This is a genomic window from Lentzea roselyniae, assembly GCF_039537795.1.
Classification (GTDB): Bacteria; Actinomycetota; Actinomycetes; order Mycobacteriales; family Pseudonocardiaceae; genus Lentzea; species Lentzea atacamensis.
Window position 1 is genome coordinate 214,573 of record NZ_BAABBE010000003.1, and the last position, 19,968, is coordinate 234,540.

12 protein-coding genes are annotated in these 19,968 nt (G+C 69.5%); 5 read left to right on the plus strand and 7 right to left on the minus strand.

Annotation, left to right across the window (positions count from 1 at the left end):
- Nucleotides 1–44: 44 nt before the first annotated feature.
- The 3 genes from ABFX45_RS06490 (at nucleotide 45) to ABFX45_RS06500 (ending at nucleotide 3,885) form a co-directional block, all read left to right on the plus strand.
- The gene (locus tag ABFX45_RS06490; protein ID WP_346128330.1) at nucleotides 45–1,436 is read left to right on the plus strand and encodes a sigma 54-interacting transcriptional regulator; all 1,392 of its coding nucleotides are present in this window, start codon (nucleotides 45–47) and stop codon (nucleotides 1,434–1,436) included.
- Nucleotides 1,433–3,358, plus strand: coding sequence for a vWA domain-containing protein (locus ABFX45_RS06495; RefSeq protein ID WP_112229497.1), 1,926 nt, complete (start codon nucleotides 1,433–1,435; stop codon nucleotides 3,356–3,358). Before ABFX45_RS06490 ends, ABFX45_RS06495 begins: the two co-directional genes overlap by 4 nt.
- Nucleotides 3,359–3,525: 167 nt before the next feature.
- Nucleotides 3,526–3,885: a hypothetical protein gene (locus tag ABFX45_RS06500; protein WP_346128332.1), complete on the plus strand. Its 360-nt coding sequence runs from the start codon at nucleotides 3,526–3,528 to the stop codon at nucleotides 3,883–3,885.
- A gap of 355 nt (nucleotides 3,886–4,240) precedes the next feature.
- Here ABFX45_RS06500 and ABFX45_RS06505 read toward each other — a convergent pair whose 3' ends face one another.
- Nucleotides 4,241–4,771: a DUF4240 domain-containing protein gene (locus tag ABFX45_RS06505; RefSeq protein ID WP_211337619.1), complete on the minus strand. Its 531-nt coding sequence runs from the start codon at nucleotides 4,769–4,771 to the stop codon at nucleotides 4,241–4,243.
- A 75-nt stretch (nucleotides 4,772–4,846) separates the two neighbouring features.
- On the opposite strand from ABFX45_RS06505, the gene ABFX45_RS06510 reads away from it, so the two are divergent.
- Nucleotides 4,847–5,659 (plus strand): SCO6745 family protein, encoded by an 813-nt coding sequence (locus ABFX45_RS06510; protein ID WP_109640274.1) that lies wholly within the window; start codon nucleotides 4,847–4,849, stop codon nucleotides 5,657–5,659.
- On the opposite strand, the gene ABFX45_RS06515 is transcribed toward ABFX45_RS06510, so the two are convergent.
- On the minus strand, nucleotides 5,590–7,008 hold the full coding sequence (locus ABFX45_RS06515; protein ID WP_346128335.1) for a flavin-containing monooxygenase: 1,419 nt from the start codon (nucleotides 7,006–7,008) through the stop codon (nucleotides 5,590–5,592). The genes ABFX45_RS06510 and ABFX45_RS06515 overlap by 70 nt on opposite strands.
- A 52-nt stretch (nucleotides 7,009–7,060) precedes the next feature.
- Between ABFX45_RS06515 and ABFX45_RS06520 the strand changes: the two genes are divergently transcribed.
- Complete coding sequence (locus ABFX45_RS06520; protein ID WP_109640272.1) at nucleotides 7,061–7,663, plus strand: TetR/AcrR family transcriptional regulator; 603 nt, start codon at nucleotides 7,061–7,063, stop codon at nucleotides 7,661–7,663.
- Here ABFX45_RS06520 and ctaD read toward each other — a convergent pair.
- Genes ctaD through ABFX45_RS06545 form a run of 5 tightly spaced genes read right to left on the minus strand, consistent with a single transcriptional unit; the run spans nucleotide 7,634 to nucleotide 19,852 of the window.
- Nucleotides 7,634–9,397 (minus strand): aa3-type cytochrome oxidase subunit I, encoded by a 1,764-nt coding sequence (gene ctaD, locus ABFX45_RS06525; RefSeq protein WP_109640271.1) that lies wholly within the window; start codon nucleotides 9,395–9,397, stop codon nucleotides 7,634–7,636. The genes ABFX45_RS06520 and ctaD overlap by 30 nt on opposite strands.
- A gap of 37 nt (nucleotides 9,398–9,434) precedes the next feature.
- Complete coding sequence (locus tag ABFX45_RS06530; RefSeq protein ID WP_346128338.1) at nucleotides 9,435–10,760, minus strand: esterase/lipase family protein; 1,326 nt, start codon at nucleotides 10,758–10,760, stop codon at nucleotides 9,435–9,437.
- Nucleotides 10,761–14,687: an AAA family ATPase gene (locus tag ABFX45_RS06535; protein ID WP_346128340.1), complete on the minus strand. Its 3,927-nt coding sequence runs from the start codon at nucleotides 14,685–14,687 to the stop codon at nucleotides 10,761–10,763. It lies immediately after the preceding gene.
- Between the two features lie 57 nt (nucleotides 14,688–14,744).
- Nucleotides 14,745–15,542, minus strand: a complete 798-nt coding sequence (locus ABFX45_RS06540) for a slipin family protein (protein ID WP_109640268.1) — start codon at nucleotides 15,540–15,542, stop codon at nucleotides 14,745–14,747.
- A gap of 47 nt (nucleotides 15,543–15,589) precedes the next feature.
- Entirely contained in the window at nucleotides 15,590–19,852 is a 4,263-nt protein-coding gene (locus tag ABFX45_RS06545) for a glycoside hydrolase family 2 TIM barrel-domain containing protein (RefSeq protein ID WP_346128343.1), read from the minus strand.
- Nucleotides 19,853–19,968: the final 116 nt, after the last annotated feature.

A 19,968-nucleotide genomic window follows, 5' to 3' on the forward strand; every position in this document is an offset into this window, starting at 1 on the left:
GCTCCACGTCGACGGGTCAGGTTCGGTTGCGTAGCGTCGTCTGCGTGACCCAGAACCTGGCCCGCACGGCGGGCGAACTGCGCGCCGCCGGGCACCTGCCGCGCGGCGTCAAGACCGAGATCAGGGAGAACCTCCTCGCGGCACTGCGCGAGGGGCGCAACCCGTGGCCCGGCATCGTCGGGTTCGACCGCACGGTGCTCCCGCAGCTGGAACGCGCGCTGCTGGCCGGCCACGACGTCGTCCTGCTCGGTGAGCGCGGTCAGGGCAAGACCCGGCTGTTGCGCACCCTGATCTCGTTGCTGGACGAGTGGACCCCCGTCATCGAGGGCTCTGAGCTGGGCGAACACCCGCTCGACCCGATCACGCCCGAGTCGCGGCGCCGCGCTGCCGAGCTGGGCGACGACCTGCCCGTGGTGTGGCGGCACCGCGACGAGCGTTATGCCGAGAAGCTCGCGACGCCGGACACGTCGGTCGGTGACCTGGTCGGCGACGTCGACCCGGTGAAGGTGGCCGAGGGCCGCTCGCTGGGCGACCCGGAGACGATCCACTACGGCCTGCTCCCGCGTGCCCACCGCGGCATCATCGCCATCAACGAGCTGCCTGACCTGGCCGAACGCATCCAGGTCGCACTGCTGAACGTGATGGAGGAGCGCGACATCCAGGTCCGCGGCTACACGCTGCGCCTGCCGCTGGACGTGCTGCTCGTCGCCACCGCGAACCCCGAGGACTACACGAACCGCGGCCGCATCATCACCCCGCTGAAGGACCGCTTCGGCGCCGAGGTGCGCACGCACTACCCGTTGGACATCGACGCCGAGGTGGACCTGGTCCGTCAGGAAGCCGATCTCGTCGCGGAGGTGGGCGACCATCTGCTGGAGATCATCGCCCGTTTCGTCCGCCACCTGCGCGAGTCGTCGTCCATCGACCAGCGCTCCGGCGTCTCCGCGCGGTTCGCCGTCGCGGCGGCGGAAACCGTTGCGGCGTCGGCACTGCGCCGTTCCGCGCTGATCGGCGAGTCCCCGGCCATCGCCCGCCCGATCGACCTGGAGTCGGTCCCGGACGTGCTGCGCGGCAAGCTGGAGTTCGAGGCGGGGGAGGAGGGCCGCGAGGACGAGGTCCTGGTCCACCTGCTGCGCCGTTCGATCGCCGACACCGCCCGAGCTCGCCTGGCGGGCCTGAACCTGCGCGCGCTGGCCGAGGTCGTCTCCGACGGCCACCCGGTGGCGACCGGCGACCGCGTGCACGCCGGCGACATCCTGGCCGCGCTGCCGGAACTGCCGATCCTGCACGAGGTGGCCGCCCGCCTGGGCGCCGGCCCGAAGGACCCGGTGGGCCGCATCGCCTCGGCCGTGGAGCTGGCCCTGGAGTCGCTGTACCTGACCCGCCATTTGGCGAAGGACACGTCCTCCGACGACGACCGAGCGGTGTACGGATGAAATACCGCTACGGACGCTGGAGCGGCGGCGCCGACCCGCTGGCGCCGCCGGTGGACCTGCGTGCGGCCGTGGACGAGCTCGGCCGCGAGATCATGGAGGGCGCCTCACCTTCCTCGGCCCTGCGCGAGCTGCTGCGGCGCGGTGTCGACGGAACACGCGGGCTGGACGACCTGACCTCGCGCCTGTGGCAGCGCCGCGCGTCGATCCAGCGCCGCCACCGGCTGGACGGCACGCTGTCCGAGGTCCGCCGGTTGCTGGACGAGGCGTTGTCGGCGGAGCGCCGCGCGTTGTTCCCGGACCCGTCCGACGACGCGCGCTTCCGCGAGGCCCAGCTCGACGCGCTGCCGCCCGGAACCGCCGCCGCCGTGCAGGAACTGTCGTCGTACGACTGGCGTTCTCCCGATGCCCGTGCCGCGTTCGAGCAGATCCGCGACCTGCTCGGCCGCGAACTGCTGGACCAGCGCTTCCAGGGCATGAAGGAAGCCCTGTCCAATGTGGACTCCGATGACGTCCGCCGCATCCAGCGCATGTTGCGCGACCTCAACTCGTTGCTGGAGGCCCACGCCGCCGGCTCCCCGGACACGCCGCGCCTGTTCGACGAGTTCATGCGCAAGCACGGCGAGTTCTTCCCGGAGAAGCCCCGCAACGTCGACGAGCTGATCGACGCCCTGGCCGCCCGTTCCGCAGCCGCGCAACGCATGATGAACTCGATGACCGATGCCCAGCGCGCCGAGCTGTCGGCGTTGTCCCAGCAGGCTTTCGGTGGTATCGGCTCCCAGCTGTCCACTCTGGACTCGCTGCTGCAACGGCTGCGTCCCGGCGAGGACTGGACCTCCTCCGCCCGCTTCCGCGGCCAGGACCCGCTGGGCCTGGGCGAAGGCGCGCAGGCGATGTCGGACCTCGCCGAGCTGGACGCGCTCGCTGAACAGCTCTCGCAGTCGTATCCCGGCGCGCGCCTGGAGGACATCGACCTGGAGGCGCTGGAACGCCAGCTGGGCGCGTCGGCCTCGGTCGACGCCCGCCGGCTGGCGGAGCTGGAGAAAGCCCTGCGGCAACAGAACATCCTGGAGCGCGCGCCGGACGGCTCGTTGCGGCTGACGCCCAAGGCGTTGCGGCGCCTGGGCGAGACCGCCCTGCGCGGCGTGGTCGACCAGCTGCGCTCCTCGCAGGGTTCCCGCGACACGGTGTCCGCCGGTGCCGCGGGCGAGCTGATGGGTTCCACCCGTCCCTGGCAGTTCGGCGACACCGAACCCTGGGACGTGCCGCGAACCCTGCGCAACGCCGTACTGCGCTCCGGCTCGATGTCCTTGGACGTAGTAGATCTGGAGGTTTCGGAGACCGAACACCGCACGCGCGCGGCCGTCGCTCTGTGCGTGGACACCTCATGGTCGATGGTGCAGGACGGCCGTTGGGTACCGATGAAGCGCACGGCCTTGGCGCTACATCACCTCGTGCGCACCCGTTTCCGCACCGACGCCCTTCAGCTCGTGACGTTCGGCCGCTACGCCGAGGCCGTGGACATCGGTCAGCTGACCGCCCTGGAGGGTGTGTGGGAGCAGGGCACGAACCTGCACCACGCGCTGCTGCTGGCGGGCCGCCATGTCCGCCGTCATCCCGATGCGCAGCCTGTGGTGCTGGTCGTGACCGATGGTGAGCCGACCGCGCACCTGGAGCCTGAGGGTGACGCGGAGTTCAACTATCCGCCGCTGCCTCGGACGTTGACGAAGACGCTGAACGAGGTGGACTCGCTGGCCCGGCTCGGGGCGACGATCTCGGTGTTCAAGCTGGGTGATGACCCGCGGTTGGCCGCGTTCGTCGACATCGTGGCTCGGCGGGGTGGTGGGCGTGTGGTGTCGCCGGATGAGGATGGGCTGGGTGCTGCGGTGGTCAGCGACTACTTGAGGTCTCGGCGGCGCCGCTGACGGTTCGTGCCGCCGCTGAGGCTTGCCGGAGGTGCTGGCGGTTCCACTCGGACGAGTGAAACCTGTCCGGATCCACGCCCGGCACCGTCTGTTGGATGTCACGAAATCATGGTCATCTTTCTCCCGCAGAGAGGTGGAACGCGGGGGCCGGGGAACGGAGGGCGATAGTGCCGCTCCACAGGTTCGTCCTCGCCGCGGTGCTGAGCGGCGTGCCGTCGACCGTCCATGCGCTGGCGACCGGCGACGACCCGTTGCGCGCGACCAGGGCCGCCGGTTCGCTGGTGGGTGGCGGTGCCGGCGCGGGTGTGGCGGTCCACCTGGCCGTGTCGGCGTGGTGGGCGTTCGTGCTGACGCGGCTCGGGGTGCGGGGTGTGGTCGGCGGGGCGGTGGCAGGGTTGCTGATCGCGGCCCTGGATCTGGAGGTCATCGGGCGGCGCAACTCACAGATCCGTGCGCTGCCGCGGGTGCCGCAGTGGCTGGACCACGTGGCGTTCGGGGTCCTCGTGGCGGCACGCGGCCGGAGGTGACCGTTCGGTCGCTCGGGCGGATGGCCGGCGAGCCCTGGCGGGCGAGTCGGCGCGGGCGAGTCAGTTCGGGCGGGTAGATCAGCTCGGGTGTGTCGGCCAATCTGGATGTACGGCCAGCGTGGGGTGATCGGGTTGGCGAGGATGGGTGGGGCCGGTCGGGCTGGCCGGCAGTCTGGATGTGCGGTCTGCTTGGGGTGATCGGGTCCGCTCGGGTGCGTGGGTCGGTTCGGATCGCGGGTCGGCCCAGGCGCGTGGGGCCGCTCGTGTGCGAGGGCAACTCGGCGCGGGCGGCTCAGGTGCGTGGGTCGGCTCAGGCGTGTGAGTCGGCTCGGGTCGGGTCGGCTTCGCGCGTGGGTCAGACGTCGTAGAGCGCGGCCAACCGCGGCAACCGGCGCCCCATCTCCGCCTCGTCGTCGAACGCGAAGTCCCAGTCCGGGTCGAGCTCCGGGTAGCGGATCGTGAAGGCGTCCTCCGGCAGCTTCATGCCGGTGGCGGCGAGGTGTGCGTCCCACGCGATGGAGAGTGCTGCCTCGCACTCGAACTCCAGGCCCGACTCGGCTGCCGACACCACGGCCGGCAGGGTGGCGAGGGTGTCGGGGGACGCCACGGCGGCCGTGAAGACCTCCTCGCCCTGCAGGAGGAGCCAGCCGCGGAAGTAGTCGAAGCCGTCGTCCGAGCAGCCGCCGTTCATCAGGTAGGCGGCTGCCCACAGCGGGTTCCGGTACGAGAGCGCCAGGAGGTCCCACAGGGTTTGCTGGGTCGCGACGATCTGGGCGGGCGGCGCGCCGGCTAGCAGGCGGGTGGCGGCGGTGGCCACGGCGCAGCAGTCGGTGGGGTCGGGGACTGCGGAGCGGGCGGCGGCTATCAGGGGCCAGAAGGTTTCCACGTTCCTCAGCGTGGCAGAGGGGTCTGACAGTTTTGGGGACTGACGAACGACGTGGGGACGATCTAGGTTGGAAGCATGATCAGGACCTTGTGGCGTTCGCTCGAAGCCGTGCACGCGATGATCTACTTCGCTCCCGAGGCGGACAGCCGGTACGCGGCCGCGGGGCTGGATCGGGCCGGCGGGTACTTCGCTTCACGGGCGGCGGCGCTCGGGGCGGCCGGCGCCGAGGTTGTGATCTCCACGTTCTACAACTTCAACCCCGCGCTGGTCCGGGCGCGGATTCCGCAGGTGTGGGAGACGGTCACGCCCGAGCGGATGCTCGAGATGAGGCTCGAGGCCGCGGACGAGGCGCTCAAGAAGGTGCTGCCGGACGACCTCAAGGAGATCACCGAGCTCGCCAGGAAGGCCGCCGAGCGGGCCGGGGAGATGTTGCACGGGCGGACGTTGTTCGCCGCGCACGCGAGTTTGCCGTGGCCCGAGGAGACCCGTCTGCAGCTGTGGCACGCGCAGACGTTGCTGCGCGAGTTCCGCGGGGACGGGCACCTCGCGGCGTTGCTGCGGCACAACATCACCGGTATCGAGGCGCTCGTGCTGCACGCGGCCGAAGGGGAGATCCCGGCCGAGACGTTGCGGAAGACGCGCGGGTGGTCCGAGGAGCAGTGGGCGGAGACGGTCGAGGATCTGCGGAAGCGTGGCCTGGTCGACGACGAGCAGCTGCTGTCGGAGGCCGGGCGCGAGCTGCGGCAGAGCATCGAGGACGAGACCGACCGCATGAACGCGCCTGCCTACGACGTGTTGTCGGAGCACGAAAAGCGGCGTTATGTGGAGCTGGCGGGGCCGTTGAGCAAGGCCGTCGTCGAAGCGGGGATGGTGCCTGGCCGGCGTTGAGTGAGGTCGTAGTCGGCCGGGTTGAACGAACGGATGCGGCGCATCATGCGGATGGTCGACCACGGCCACATCGTCGAGTTCCGGCCGTTGGCGTCGAGGTAGTACGAGGTGCAGCCACCGGCGTTGTAGACAGTGCGCTGCAACGCCACCTGCACCGACGAGTTGAACGCCGCCTGCACCGGCGGGCGCACGTCGGCGACGGGCCAGTCGCGATCACGCAACGCGGTCAACGCCGAGGCGATGTAGCGCAGCTGGGTCTCGATGATCGTGAACGCCGACGAGTGCCCGGTGCCGAGATTGGGACCCAGCAACAGGAACAGGTTCGGGAACCCGTGCACGGACGTCCCCAGGTACGCCTGCGGGCTGCCGCGCCACACCGAAGCCAGCGAGGCCCCGCCGGCCCGCACGCGAGACGCGATCGGCGGGTCGCTGAAGTGGAAACCCGTGCCGAAGATGATCGTGTCGACCTTGCGCTCCACGCCGTCCGCGCCGATGATCCCGTCCGCGGTGAAGCCCTGAACGGCGTGCGGCACAACGGACACGTTCGGCTGCGCCAGCGCGGGGTAGTAGGTGTTCGACATCAGCAACCGCTTGCACCCCAGCACGAAGTCGGGGGTGAGCACGGAACGCAGAGCGCGATCCCGGATCGCTCGCCGCAGATGCAGCAACCCGAGCCGCTGCACCACCTTCATCGCCGCCGGGTGCCGGAACCCGAAGCTGAACAGCTCCAGGAAGCCGAACACGACCGACCGCGGCAGCTTCAGCGACGGCTTCGGCAACACCCAGGGAGCCGTGCGCTGGAACAGGAACAGCTGATCGACGCGTGGCTGGATCTCCGGCACGAACTGCACCGCCGACGCGCCCGTGCCGACCACTGCGACCCGGCGCCCGGAGAAGTCGCGCCACCGCGCGGAGTGGAACACCTCGCCCTGGAACACCGACGCGTCCAGGGGGATCTTCGGCTCGTGCCACGGCCCGGTGGCCGACACCAGCACACGCGCGGAGATGACTCCTGAGGTCGTGGTGACCTGCCAGCGCGACCCGTCCCAGACCGCGTCCAGCATCTCCGTGTCGTACTGCGGCTCAACCCCGAAGGACGCAGCCGTCTCCCGCAGATAAGCCAGGATCTCCGGCTGTCCCGAGAACGCCGCGCTCCACCGCCGTGGCGCGAACGAGTACGAGTACAGCGCCGACGGGATGTCGCACGCGCACCCCGGATAGACGTTGTCCCGCCACGTCCCGCCCAGGGACGGCGCCTTCTCGATCACGTGCGCGTCGAATCCCAGTTCGCGCAGCCTGATGGCCGCACCGATGCCCGCTGGTCCCGCTCCGATGACGAGTACGTCCACAGATACTGACGGTATTTCGATTCCAATGGCATGTCAACGTATGCTCCCAGGCATGGCACGGTTGACCCGCGCGGAGAGCCAGGCGCGCACCAGGACGTTGCTGAGCGGGACGGCCCAGAAGCTGTTCCTGCGCGACGGCTACCACGCCACGTCGCTCGAGAAGGTCGCCGACGCGGCCGGCTTCTCCAAGGGCGCGGTGTACTCGAACTTCGGCAGCAAGGACGAGCTCTGCCTGGTGGTCCTCGACGCCCTCTACGCCGAGCGCATCACGCGGATCGCCGAGGTCTTCACGACCGGCACCACCATCGAAGAACGCCTCCAGGCCTTCGAGGCCTACGCCGAGACCATGATCGGCGACGCGCCGCGCACGCGGTTCGAGGTCGAGTTCGCCCTGCAGGCGCGCAAGGACCCCGAGCTGCGCCAGGAGCTCGCCCGGCGTGCCAACTCGGTCGTGGACGCGCTGCGGGGCCTCATCGACCACCAGGCCGAGGAGCTCGGCCTGCGGCCCGTGCTGCCCACCGAGAACGTCGCCCGCGCGCTGCTCAGCCTCGGCGTGGGGCTTGGCGTGCAGCGGTTCGTCGACGGTGAGCCCTCGATCAGCGTGCTCACCGACACCATCCGGGTGCTACTCGGTGTCCATCTCCCGATGCGTTGAGGCCAGCGCCTTTTCGGTCGGCTCGTCCTTGCCGACCTCGCGCCTTCCGGGATGCAGCAGGGAGAAGTGCGACTCCTCGCGCATCCGCTCGACCATGTGCGGGTAGTGCAGCTCGAACGCCGGGCGCTCCGACCGGATCCGCGGCAGCTCCTTGAAGTTGTGCCGCGGCGGTGGAGACGTGGTCGCCCACTCCAGCGAGTTGCCGTAGCCCCACGGGTCGTCCTGCGGTGCCGGATCGCCGTAGCGGTAGGACTTGAAGACGTTGTAGACGAACGGCAGCACGGAGGCGCCGAGCAGGAATGAGCCGATCGTGGAGATGGTGTTCAGCGTCGTGAAGCCGTCCGACTCCAGATAGTCGGCGTAGCGGCGCGGCATGCCCTCGTTGCCCAGCCAGTGCTGGACGAGGAACGTGCCGTGGAAGCCGAAGAACGTGGTCCAGAAGTGCAGCTTCCCCAGCGGCTCGTTGAGCATGCGGCCCGTCATCTTCGGGAACCAGAAGTAGATGCCGGCGTAGGTCGCGAACACGATCGTGCCGAACAGCACGTAGTGGAAGTGCGCCACCACGAAGTACGTGTCCGACACGTGGAAGTCGACCGGCGGTGACGCCAGCAGGATGCCGGTCAGGCCGCCGAAGAGGAACGTGATCAGGAAGCCGACGCTGAACAGCATCGGCGTCTCGAACGTCAGCTGTCCCTTCCACATCGTGCCGATCCAGTTGAAGAACTTGATCCCGGTCGGCACGGCGATGAGGAACGTCATCAGGGCGAAGAACGGCAGCAGGATCGCGCCCGTGGCGTACATGTGGTGCGCCCACACGGCCACGGACAGCATCGCGATCGCCAGCGTCGCGAACACCAGTCCTTTGTAGCCGAACAGCGGTTTGCGGCTGAACACCGGGAAGATCTCCGTCACGATCCCGAAGAACGGCAACGCGACGATGTACACCTCGGGATGGCCGAAGAACCAGAACAGGTGCTGCCACAGGATCACGCCGCCGTTGGCCGGGTCGAACACGTGCGCCCCGAGGTGCCGGTCCGCCGCGAGGCCCATGAGCGCCGCGGTCAGGATCGGGAAGGCCAGCAGGATCAGCACGGACGTCACCAGGATGTTCCAGGTGAAGATCGGCATCCGGAACATCGTCATGCCCGGCGCCCGCAGCGTCACGACCGTCGTCGTCATGTTGACCGCGCCGAGGATCGTGCCCAGACCGGACACCGCGAGGCCCATGATCCACAGGTCCGCGCCGACGCCCGGCGAGTGCACCGCGGAGGACAGCGGCGTGTAGGCGAACCAGCCGAAGTCGGCCGCGCCACCCGGCGTCACGAACCCGGCGACGACGGTGATGCCGCCGAACAGGTACAGCCAGTAGGAGAAGGCGTTGAGGCGCGGGAACGCGACGTCCGGCGAGCCGATCTGCAGCGGCAGGATGAAGTTCGCGAACCCGAACAGGATCGGCGTCGCGTAGAGCAACAGCATGATCGTGCCGTGCATGGTGAACAGCTGGTTGAACTGCTCGTTCGACAGGTACTGCAGACCCGGCCGCGCCAGCTCGCCGCGCATCAGCAGCGCCATCACGCCGCCGATCATGAAGAACGCGAACGACGTGGTCAGGTACATGATCCCGATCTGCTTGGGATCTGTCGTCTTGAACAGCGAGAGGAAGTACGACCCCTTCGGCCGTGCGCGCGCAGCCCCGGGATGAGGTACCACCGGCGTTGGCTTGATCGTGGTCATCTCGCCTCCTCGCGTGCCAGGAGCATCGTCCTCCCGGTCAGACGCCGGGGCAATCCATGACCAGCGCCGCCGAGGTCACCGGCACCACCGGAGCACCCGCCGAGATGCCGCTGACCTGCACGTAGTAGGCGCCAGGAGGCAATCCGCCGAATTTGATCGTCATGGTCTCGGAGATCGCCGGGCTGCGTGATTCGACCTGTTTGCCGTTCTCGTCGAGCAGCGCGACCTTCAACGCCCGGCGCGTGGTGTCCTTCAGCTCGATGACGACGTCCAGGTCCTCGCCGGTCATGACCAGGTCGGGCACGATGACCTGCGGTTCCGTGTTCGTGACGTTCCTGGGGACGATCTCCTTCGCGGTCAGGAACGACTCGACGGCGTCCAGGACGGCGGCGTTGTCCTGCAGGGACGTGTGCTGCTCTGTGACCCGGTGCAGCGTGTTCGACGACAACGCGAGTCCACGGCGCGCGGCCCCGACCATCGGCACCGTCGCGTCGCCGTACAGCTCCTCGCCCTCGTACGTGCGGTAGCAGGTCATCCTGCCGTCGGCGATGCGCGCGGTCGTGGCGGTCGGCTGCTTGCCGCCGAGGATCGCGTAGGTCCGGTCGGCGAACGAGTCGTTCAACGCGCCGTGGAACGCCATCGCGTCCTCGACCATCTTCGTGTCCAGCTCGGGCAACGTCGTCTCGGTCGTCTTGACCAGGCCGGACGGGCTCTCGATGCACGCGTACTCGGGCAGCAGCTGGTGCAGCGACGGCATCGACCTCGCGAACTCGGTCAGGTCGATCGCGAGCGGCCCGAGTCCTTTGCGGACGCCGTTGACCAGCTGGTCCAGCGCTGCCGCCGCACCGCGGAACGGCGTGCCCATGGTGATCAGCTTGTCGGTGCGCTCGGCCATTCCGCACTGCTCGACGCACCACCGCGCGACGAGGCCGCCCATGGAGTGGCACACGAAGCTGACTTTGGCGTCCGGGCCGAGCTTGTCCAGCGCCTCGTCGACGCGCTTGGCCAGCAGCGCGCCGTTGTAGCGGTTGGACAGGCGCCAGTCGTAGGCGAAGAGCAGCAGGTTGCCCTTCTCTACGGTGTAGCCGAGCGAGTTCAGCCGGCGAGTCACCCGGTCGTAGCCCTTCAGGGGCGTCCAGATGCCGGGGATGATGTGCAGGTCCGACATCAGCGCCACGGGTTCGATGCCGTCACCGGGGTGCTCGTCCCCGATGCCCGGCGGCAGCTTCAGCCGCTGCAGGCTGCGGCCGAGGGTCAGCACGGCGCGCACGGCGGCCTTGCCGGACACCTCCCAGACCATGCCGTCGGGACCCCTGAGCGTGCTGCCGAGAATGCCGGGCAGGACGACGACCAGATCGCTCATCTAAGACTCCGCTCCCTGAGATCCTTCGGCGAGCTTGCGGATGAGGGTGAGCAGCGTGAGGTTCGCCGGCACCAGGTAGGTCAGCTCGTGGATCCACGCCAGGCGCTGCCCGGCCGCGGGCAACGCGAGCCGTACGTCACCGGCCCTCGCCCTGGCGACCACCTTGTACAGCGCGGCCAGCGGGTGCGGCTCCAGCGCCGTCACGGCCTGGGAGAGCGCCTGCGGGGACGCCCCCGCCGCCAGGCCGCGCAGGATCTCCGTGGTGCGGCCGGGGTTCTCCAGCGCGTCCAGCACGAGGTCGAGCACGTCCGAGTCCTCGTCGGCCAGCAGCAGCAACGCGTGCACCGGCCGGTTGTCCCGGACGTTCTTCAGGACTTCCTTGTCCAGCAGCTCTTCCCGCCGCGTCGCCAGCAGCTCGCGGCGGCGGGCGGGCGCGGCGTCGACGAACTCGTCGGCGAGGCTCGCCAGCAGCCACGGCCGGTAGGCGTGCACCACGCCCTGCTGCCGGGCGGCCGCGCGGCGCGACTGGATGTTCTGGGCCTCGATCAGGCTCGTCCCGTACAGCACCTCGGTGATCGCCACGTCGGCGTCGGTCGACAGCAGCTCCGGGTGGTCGACCAGGACAGCGCGCTCCTCGACGTACGAGCGGGCGAACACCCACTTGCGCGCGGTCTTCAGCAGCGTCCGGTCCACCGTCAGCCAGTCCGGTGTGGTGTCCCACGGCCAGGGGCGGCCGGAGTCGTAGTGGCGGCGGGCGATGTCGTGCACGTCGTGGATCGCCTGCCGGGACTGCCCGACGTGCGTGAGCGCCTGGCAGAGCCACCTGCCCGCCGCCGGGTCACCGGGTGACGTCGCCGCGGCCCGCAGCATCAGCAGGGTCGCCAGGTGGGGGCCGGTGAAGTGAGCGGTCACCCGTTCCCACGTCTCGTCGACGATCTCGGGCTGGCCGAGGCCGGCGCAGATCGTGTCGAGCGTGAACAGCGCGGCCGCCAGCGTCGACAACCGGTGCGAGTGCTCCGGCAGCAGGCACACCTCGACCGCTCTCAGCCCGGTCACGAGCGCGTCCGCGGGCTTGCCCGCGTCCCGCTGCCGCCGCATCAGGTTGTGCAGCGCCAGGCCGTGGATCCGCAGGCCGTCCGCGAGGTCCGCCGCCTGCCGCGCGGTGTCGAGCGCCTCGGCCCTGCGGTTGACCATGCTGTAGGCGACGCTCAGGCTCAGCGCCGCGTCCGCGAGCTGCGGGCGGAACGCGGCGTGCCGGCCGAGCGCGCCGCTGATGTCCGCGGCCTGCTGCGTGGTGCGGGCGGCCTCGGCCAGCCTGCCGAGCGTGAGGTGGTCGCGGCTCAGCTCGACGAGTGCGCTGACCAGGTGCGCGAGGAACACGGGGTTCGTCTGCGCGAGGGCGTAGTACAGCTCGACGGCCTGCTTGGAGCGTTGCATCGCCTCGTAGCGCCGGCCGGTTTCGCTGCACCGCGCCGCAAGGCACGTCATCGCGCGGGCGAGCGGAGCGTCGGAGTCGACCGCGGCCACCGCGTCCCTCGCCGTGGACAGCGCCTCGTGCCTGCGCCCCAGCATCGCGTAAACCTCGCTCAGGTCCACCAGCGCGCCGCTCAAGTGCGCCGCGTACGTCGGGTTGTCGGCGCCGTGCGTGGTCGTCTTCGCGATGCGTTGCGCGAGTCGCTTGTGTGTGAGGGTCTCCGCTGTCGTCGGTGTCGAGGCGACCAGCTCCCGGTACCGCACCACGGCTTCCTCCGCGGGCGCCACCGCTTGCTGGAGCCGTCCGGCCTCGCGGAACCGCTGACCGAGCCGGTTGAGCACGAAAGCCAGGTCCGCCAGGTACATCCGGGTGGTCGGCACGAGCGTGCGGAAGTGTTCGGCGGCCTCCTCCAGCAGTGGGATGGCCTCGTCGCCGCGGCCCCAGTGCGTGAGCTCGCCGGCCGCCGTCGTCGCCGCGAGTGCGATGTCCGGCAACAGCATCCGGTTCAGCATTGCCAGCTCGCGCAGGCCGTCCAGCGCACGGGTGCCCGCGTGCCCGCAGTGCCGCCACGCGTACTTCCACAGGTAGCCCGGCACGTCCGGCGGCACCCCGGCGTCGATCCGCTGCCGGTACAGCTCGATCAGCGCGCACGCCACCTTCTCCGCGTCCGGCGCGAACACCGCTTCCCTGCTCGGCGCGAACGGCGGCCGCAGGTGGTCGGCGAACGTCTGGTGCGTCAGCTTGAAGACCGCCGTGCCCTCCTCACCGTCCTGCACGACGTGACGGCCCAGTTCGGTGAGCACGGCGGTGATCTCGTCGCGCCCGAACTCCGTACCGGACAACGCCTTCGCGACCGCGATCCACTCGGCCTCGGGGAAGCCCGCGCCGTAGCTCCACGTCAACGCCGTCAGCAACGCACGTGCGGAAGGCACCTTCGCGAGCTCACGGTCGAACGCCGCGTCCAGCGAGAGCTTCAAGTCGGCGTTGAACTGACCCCTGGCGTCGGCCAGCACCTGGTCGGTGATCATCCACGCGGTCAGGAACGGCAGCTTCGCCAGTTCGTCCACAGTGGACTGCGGTGCGTCCGGGCCGAGCCGTGCGAGCACGTACTCGCGGACGTCTGTCTCGCTGCCGGCCTCGTCGAGGTTCAGCACCTCGACCGGCGACAGCTCGGTGAGCAGCGGTGCACCACCGGCCACCCGGTGGGCCTGCCGGGTCGAGACGATCACGACGGCGCAGCTCGCGAGCTTGGTCAGCAGCGAGGTGGCGATCGAGAACGACTCACCGCGCGCCTCGTCCAGGCCGTCGACCACCAGCACCGGCGGCGTGGTGAGCCTGCTGACCACGCCGACCAGTTCGGCGGCGCCCCGGCGCGGCCCTTCCGGCTCGGGGATCAGGCCCGCGCCCACGAGCTGGCGGCTGAGCAGGTCGGCGACGCGGTCGGCGTCCATCGCGCGGGCGTGCACGGCCGCGTGCACCGAGTCAGGGCCGGGGTCGGCGTGCCGGAACGGCGGTCCCGCGGTCAGCAGCAGGTCCCGTTCGGCCGAGTTGGACAGGCTCACGACCCGGCCGACGACAGCGGACTTGCCGGTACCGGGCGAGCCGGTGACCACCCGCAGGCCGGGGACCCCCGACTTCACCCAGCCCACCACGCGGTCGACCTGGGCGGTGCGGCCGGTGAACCACGACCGGTTGTCCGCCGAGTCGCCACCACGAGCGGCCAGCAACAGGTGCTTCACGACGGTGTTCGCGGCGTAGAGGGGATTCGGCAGCATCGGCTGAGCGGAGCCGTACTGCATGAAGCGCGGCCGTTGGACGTCGCTGTCCCACGCGTTCAGCAGCGCCGTCCCGACCGCGCCACCGTCGACCAACGCGGTGCGGTCGCTCCAGCGCCGTGCGTCCTCATCGGCCGTGGGGCCGGTACGCAGCAGCTTGCGCAGCTTGCCGCCGAACAGGCCGTCACGGGCTGTCTCGATGCTCGAACACGACACCAGCACGCCCGCCCAGTGCACCTGGCCCGCGAGCAGTTCCTCCTGGACGGCCGCGATCGTGCGGACGGCCTCGTCGAGCTGGGCACCGGAATAGCAGGCGTCGACGATGATGAGCACCTGGTGCGCGCCCGAGGCGGCACACCACAGCGCGAACTCGTGCAGCATGATGCCGTCGACGGCGCCGTCGTTGTCCCTGGCGAGGAGCCGGAGGTTGCCCGCGACCGGGACGGCGTGCCCGCTCCACAACGCCACGAGCGCGCCACCGTCCTGCGGCTGCTGGCGCAACGCCTTCATGTGCGCGCGGATGTCGGCCTCTGCCGGGTCGGCCAGCGGTTCGCCCTCGTACCCCTTGAGCAGGGCGTGCAGTTCCCGCACGTCGCTCACGGCGTGCTGCAGCGGCTGCACCAGCTCGTAGGAGCCGACGCCGATGCCGACGAACCTGCCTCTGACCCTTTCCCGCATGCGTCACAACCCCCTGCCCGGACGTCGTTTCCCGGCAGCGGGCGTTACTCCGTTAACTCACTCGGACGAATCACGCTCCGTAGTCGGAGGTGACGGTAGTTCGACGTTGGTGTTCTTCTCCAGGAACCTCAGAAGCTCCACCGGGAACGGCAGCACGAGCGTCGAGTTCTTCTCCGCGGCCACCTCCACGATGGTCTGCAGGAGCCGCAGCTGCAGGGCGCCCGGCGTCGCCTCCATGGTTCCCGCCGCCTCGGAGAGCTTCTTGGACGCCTGCAGCTCGCCGTCCGCGGTGATGATGCGGGCGCGGCGTTCGCGTTCGGCCTCCGCCTGCCGCGACATCGAGCGCTTCATGCTCTCTGGCAGCGCCACGTCCTTGATCTCGACCCGGTCGATGTCGATGCCCCACTGCAGCGCGGGCGTGTCGATCATCAGCTCCAGGCCCTGGTTGAGGCGCTCGCGGTTGGACAGCAGGTCGTCCAGCTCGCTCTTGCCGATGATCGACCGCAGCGACGTCTGCGCCACCTGCAGCATCGCGAACCGGTAGTCCTCGACGTTGATGATGGCCTTCGCCGGATCCTGCACCTTGAAGTACACGACGGCGTCCACGCGCACGGTGACGTTGTCGCGCGTGATGCCGTCCTGCGCCGGCACGGGCAGGGTGACGATCTGCATGTTGACCTTCCGCAGCGTGTCCACGCCCGGAACGATGACCGTCAGCCCCGGCCCGCGCACGGCCTGCTGCAGCTTGCCGAACCGGAACACGAGGCCCTGTTCGAACTGTTTGATCACTCGGGCGCTCATCGCGAGACCGAGGCCCGCGAAGGCGACCACTCCGCCGAGGATTTCCACGACCATGAGACCCCGCCCTTCACCGGCGAATTCCCTTGATCCCACGGTACCTCTCAATTGCAGCTCAGCACCGGGTTCGCCCAGTCCGCGTGGTCCCAGGCGTTGCCGTCACCCCCGTCTGCGATCCGGAACGTCAGCACCGTTGCTCCACTCGTGTCCACGGTGAGCGGGAGCGCCGCGCTCTGCCCGGTCAGGGTGGGGCTCAGGTAGGCCCGCTGACCGTCTTCCAGGACCTCGAACTGGACGCTGCCGCCGCCGTTCGTCTCGTCGTCGACGCCGATCGTGGCGGTCAGCGTCGTGCACTTCCCGCCCGTGTAGACCTGGAACTCGGACTCGGCGTGCGCGCCGACGCCCCTGTCGAACTTCGCTCCCCGGATGCTGATCGGGTTGCCGTCGCCGCCGCCGTTCTCGCCGTTGCTGCGGTCGCGTTCGAGCGGGCCCCAGCCGTTGCGCTCGCCGAGGAACTCCAGCGCGGACACCGGGGCCTCTCCCCGCGGCGGGCGCGGCGTGGCGGTGAAGTCCTTCGTCAGGGTCGTGGTCGCCTTGCCCGTGCCGACCTCGACGAACACCGGCCGCGTACCGGTTTCCCCGCCGTCACGCTTGATCGTCACCTTCGCGGAGCCGCCCGTGAGGTCGACGGTCCCGGGGGAGACCGACCAGTGCTCGGGCGCGGTCAGCCTGGCCGTGGTGGTTCCGGGGCACGGACTCGTGACGACCAGCTCGGCCTCCACCTGCTCACCCGGCTCCAGCGCGGTGTCGGCGGCTTTCAGCTCGATGGCGGGCGCGCAGTCGACCTTGTTGCCGAGCTTGCCCGTCGCTGCCTCCTGCGGCGTGAGCGGGCGCAGCAGCACGGAGTACGCGTACTCGTTGCCCGCCTCCACCTGGTACTGCGGCAACGGCTCGTGGAACGTCTCGCTGACACCTGAGACGCGGTGGGCCGCGTGCAGGGTCGTCCAGCCGTCGTTCTTCTTGAGCGCGAACGGGTACGGCGCGCGGTCCAGGTCGTCGTACCGCGACACCCGCACGTCGAGGTCACCCGCGACGAGCAGGCCCGCGCGGCCGTCGGACAGGGTCGCCCAGCGCGTGTCCGCGTGGTTGCCGAAGTCCTGCGGCTTGTAGTAGTCGTTGAACTCACGATCCACAGTGGACTGATAGACGCCGACCGGGTTGCCTGCCTTGCGGTCGTCGTAGTTCTCGCCGGGGCCGCGGCCGTACCAGGTGAACCTGCCGAAGCTGTCCGGCACCTTGAGCGTGAAGCCGATGCCGGGCAGGTACGCCAGGTCGCGCATCCTGTCCTTCGCCGCGACCCGGTGGCCGACGTGGATCTCGCCGTCGCCGGTGATCCGGTAGGTGAAGGTCTGGCCGAACGACGCGTTCTGCACCGCCTGTGCGGTCGACTTGGCCGTGATGACGGTGTCGGGGCCGTTCTGCGTGACGGTGACGCTCGACGGCGTGGTCCTGAGCCGGTCGAGGCCGTTGCGGTACCAGGAGTTGTCCTCGCTCATGAACTCGTTGGACAGCGGGGCGCGCCAGGCGTCCAGCTCCGGGCCGGTCCTCAGCAGTTCGGTGCCGCGCACGCGCATCGACGTGAGCGTGCCGGACCTCTTGCTGACGACGTAGCGGAAGTCCTTGCCGGACACCACGATCTCGGTGTCGTTCTGGGTGGTCGTGAGCTTGCCGCCGGAGCCGGGGACGTGCAGGCCGGCGATCTGCGTGCCGCCCACCGGGAACTGGGCGATGCCGACGTCGTTGCCCCGTTTGTCGGTCGCGCGAACGGTCAGCCGGCGTTCGGTCTGCGCCTTGAAGTCCGGCAACGTGATCGTGCCCGGCTGGAGCCGGCCGCGGTGCTGGGCGATCGTGCGGCCGTTGTCCTGCACCTGCCAGCGCAGTTCGAGATCGTCGGTGCCGGTGAACTGGCGCTCGCTGGCGATGGTGAGTTTGTTGTCCTGGAAGGAGAAGCGGATGGGGGAGTGGACGGCCATCAGCTCGGTGGTCTCCGGCTGCGGCCTGCGGTCGGCCCACACCACGCCGTCGACGCCGCCGGTGCCCGCGCCGTAGGACTCCTTGCGGCCCTTGTCCTCCAGCTTCTCGAAGTCGAGTGCAAGGACGGCGGTCTTCTTCGGGTCCTGCGCGAGCTCGGCGTCGGTCAGGGCGCGGTGGTAGACGCGGACCTGGTCGATCACGCCGTGCGCCATGCGGGTCTGGACGTTCTCCTGCATGGTCTCGGCGTTGCGGCCGATGTTGACCGGCCAGTGCGACCAGTCGATGGTGCCGGTGTGGTTCGTGGTCGCGACCTCCTTGCCGTCGATCAGCAGCCGCAACCCGGTGCCGTCGAACGTGCCCGTGACGCGGTGCCAGTTGTCGTAGAAGTCGGCGGGCACCCGGGCCTCGACCGTGCGCCAGGTGCCGCTGTGGATGAAGAACTGCAGCGTGGTCCGGTTCGCCATCTTCAGCGCGTACTGGTGGTCGCCCTTCGAGATCACGGTGAAGTCACCGGTCCACGCGGCGGGCTTGACCCTGGCGTCGAGCGTGAGGCCGGTGCTGACCTCGTCGAGCCTGCGGTCGCGATAGACCTCCACGAAGTCGTCGAGTCCGCTGAGCCGCAACGCTTTGCCGTGCGGTCCGTCCACGTGCGACGGTTTGCCGGACAGCCACGTCATGATGCCGTTGGCGTCGTCGGGTGTGGTGTAGAGGGGCAGCGCGATGTTCTGCTCCGCCCAGTCCCAGATGAAGCCGCCCTGCACCTGCGGGTAGGCGCGCACGACGTCCCAGAACTCCTTGAAGTTGCCGAGACTGTTGCCCATCGCGTGCGCGTACTCGCCCATGATGATCGGCTTGGTCGTCGTCTTCGCCTTGGCTTCGAGACTCGCGGGCGAGGGGTAGCGCGGGCCGGCGACGTCCGCGAACGGCGCGTCGCCGTCCGGCACGTTCGGCTGGTGGTAGAGCGGGCGGGTGTCGTTCTTCCGCGCGTACTCGGCCATCGTGTAGTGCGCCTTGCCGAGGCCCGCCTCGTTGCCGGTGTCCCACATGATCACGCTGGGGTGGTTCTTGTCGCGCTGCATCATGGCGACGAACCGGTCCTGGAACGCGTCCTGCCACTCCGGGCGCTCGGCGAGGCAGTTGTTCGGGCAGCCGTCGTGGTGGTGGGTCTCGACGTCGACCTCGTCGGCGATCATCAGGCCGTTGCGGTCGGCCAGCTCGTAGAAGTACGGGTCGCTCGGGTAGTGCGACGTGCGAACCGCGTTGATGTTGAACCGCTTCATCAGTTCGATGTCTTTTTCCTGGTCAGCGCGGGTTACGTAGCGGCTGCCGTGCGCCGACGTCTCGGCCCGGTTGGTGCCGCGGAACAGCACGCGCTTACCGTTGATCTTGAGCTGCTTGTCGATGATTTCGATCTTGCGGAACCCTACGGGCTGCCTGCCGGTCTGGACGACCTTGCCTCCGTGCAGGAGCTCGATCCGGAGCTCGTAGACGTTCGGGGTCTCGTCGGTCCACTTCAGCGGGTTGCTCACCTTGCCGTCCTGCACCGGCACCTCGCGGCCCTGCGGGTCGAAGAGCCTGGTGCGGACGGTGTGGCCCTCCTGCGGGCCGCCGATCTTGACGTCGGCGGTGAGCGTGGCGTCGTGGTACCGGGCGTCCAGGTCGGTCTTGATCGTGACGTCCGCGAGGTAGGTCCTGGGCGTCGAGTAGAGCCAGACCTCGCGGAAGATGCCGGAGAACCGCCACTGGTCGAAGTCCTCCAGGTGGGAGCCGGAGCCCCAGCGGTGGACCTGGACCCGCAGCGTGTTGCGGCCGGCCTTGAGCCTGCTCGTGATGTCGAACTCGGCGGGCGTGTAGCCGCCCTGGTCGTAGCCGACGTACGCGCCGTTGACCCAGACGAAGTATCCGCTGGTCACGCCCTCGAACCTCACGAGCGTGCGGTCCCAGTCCGCCGGCAGGTCGAAGGTCTTCTCGTAGACGCCGGTGGGGTTGACGTCGCGGGGGATCGCCGACGGGTTGTCCGGGTACATCTCGGTGGGGATGTTGCGGAACATCGGATGGTCGAGGAAGTCGGTCTGCCACGTGTGCGGCACCCGGACCGTGCGCCAGCCGTCCGGCGTCTCTCTGACGTCCTCGGGCTTGTCGAACATCCGGAGGCGCCACTCGCCGTTGAGGCTCAGGCGCCGTTCGGGCTTCAGGTCGGGGTGCGGCGGCTCCTGGTTCTCCCCGGTCATCCTCGGGTTCTCCAGGTACGCCAACGCGTCGAGCGGTTCGGCTTGTGCGGTTGCGGGGGAGAGTGAGAGCGCTACCACCGTGGCTACGACGACACGAAGCATGCCCCTGGACGCTAGGGAGGTGATGACAACGTCGTCAACGAATGTCCGATCTTTCTGTCCTGGTCCGTTCGGGGTGGGCGTCCCAACAGCCGGAAAGTGCACTCCGTCCGGTGGCA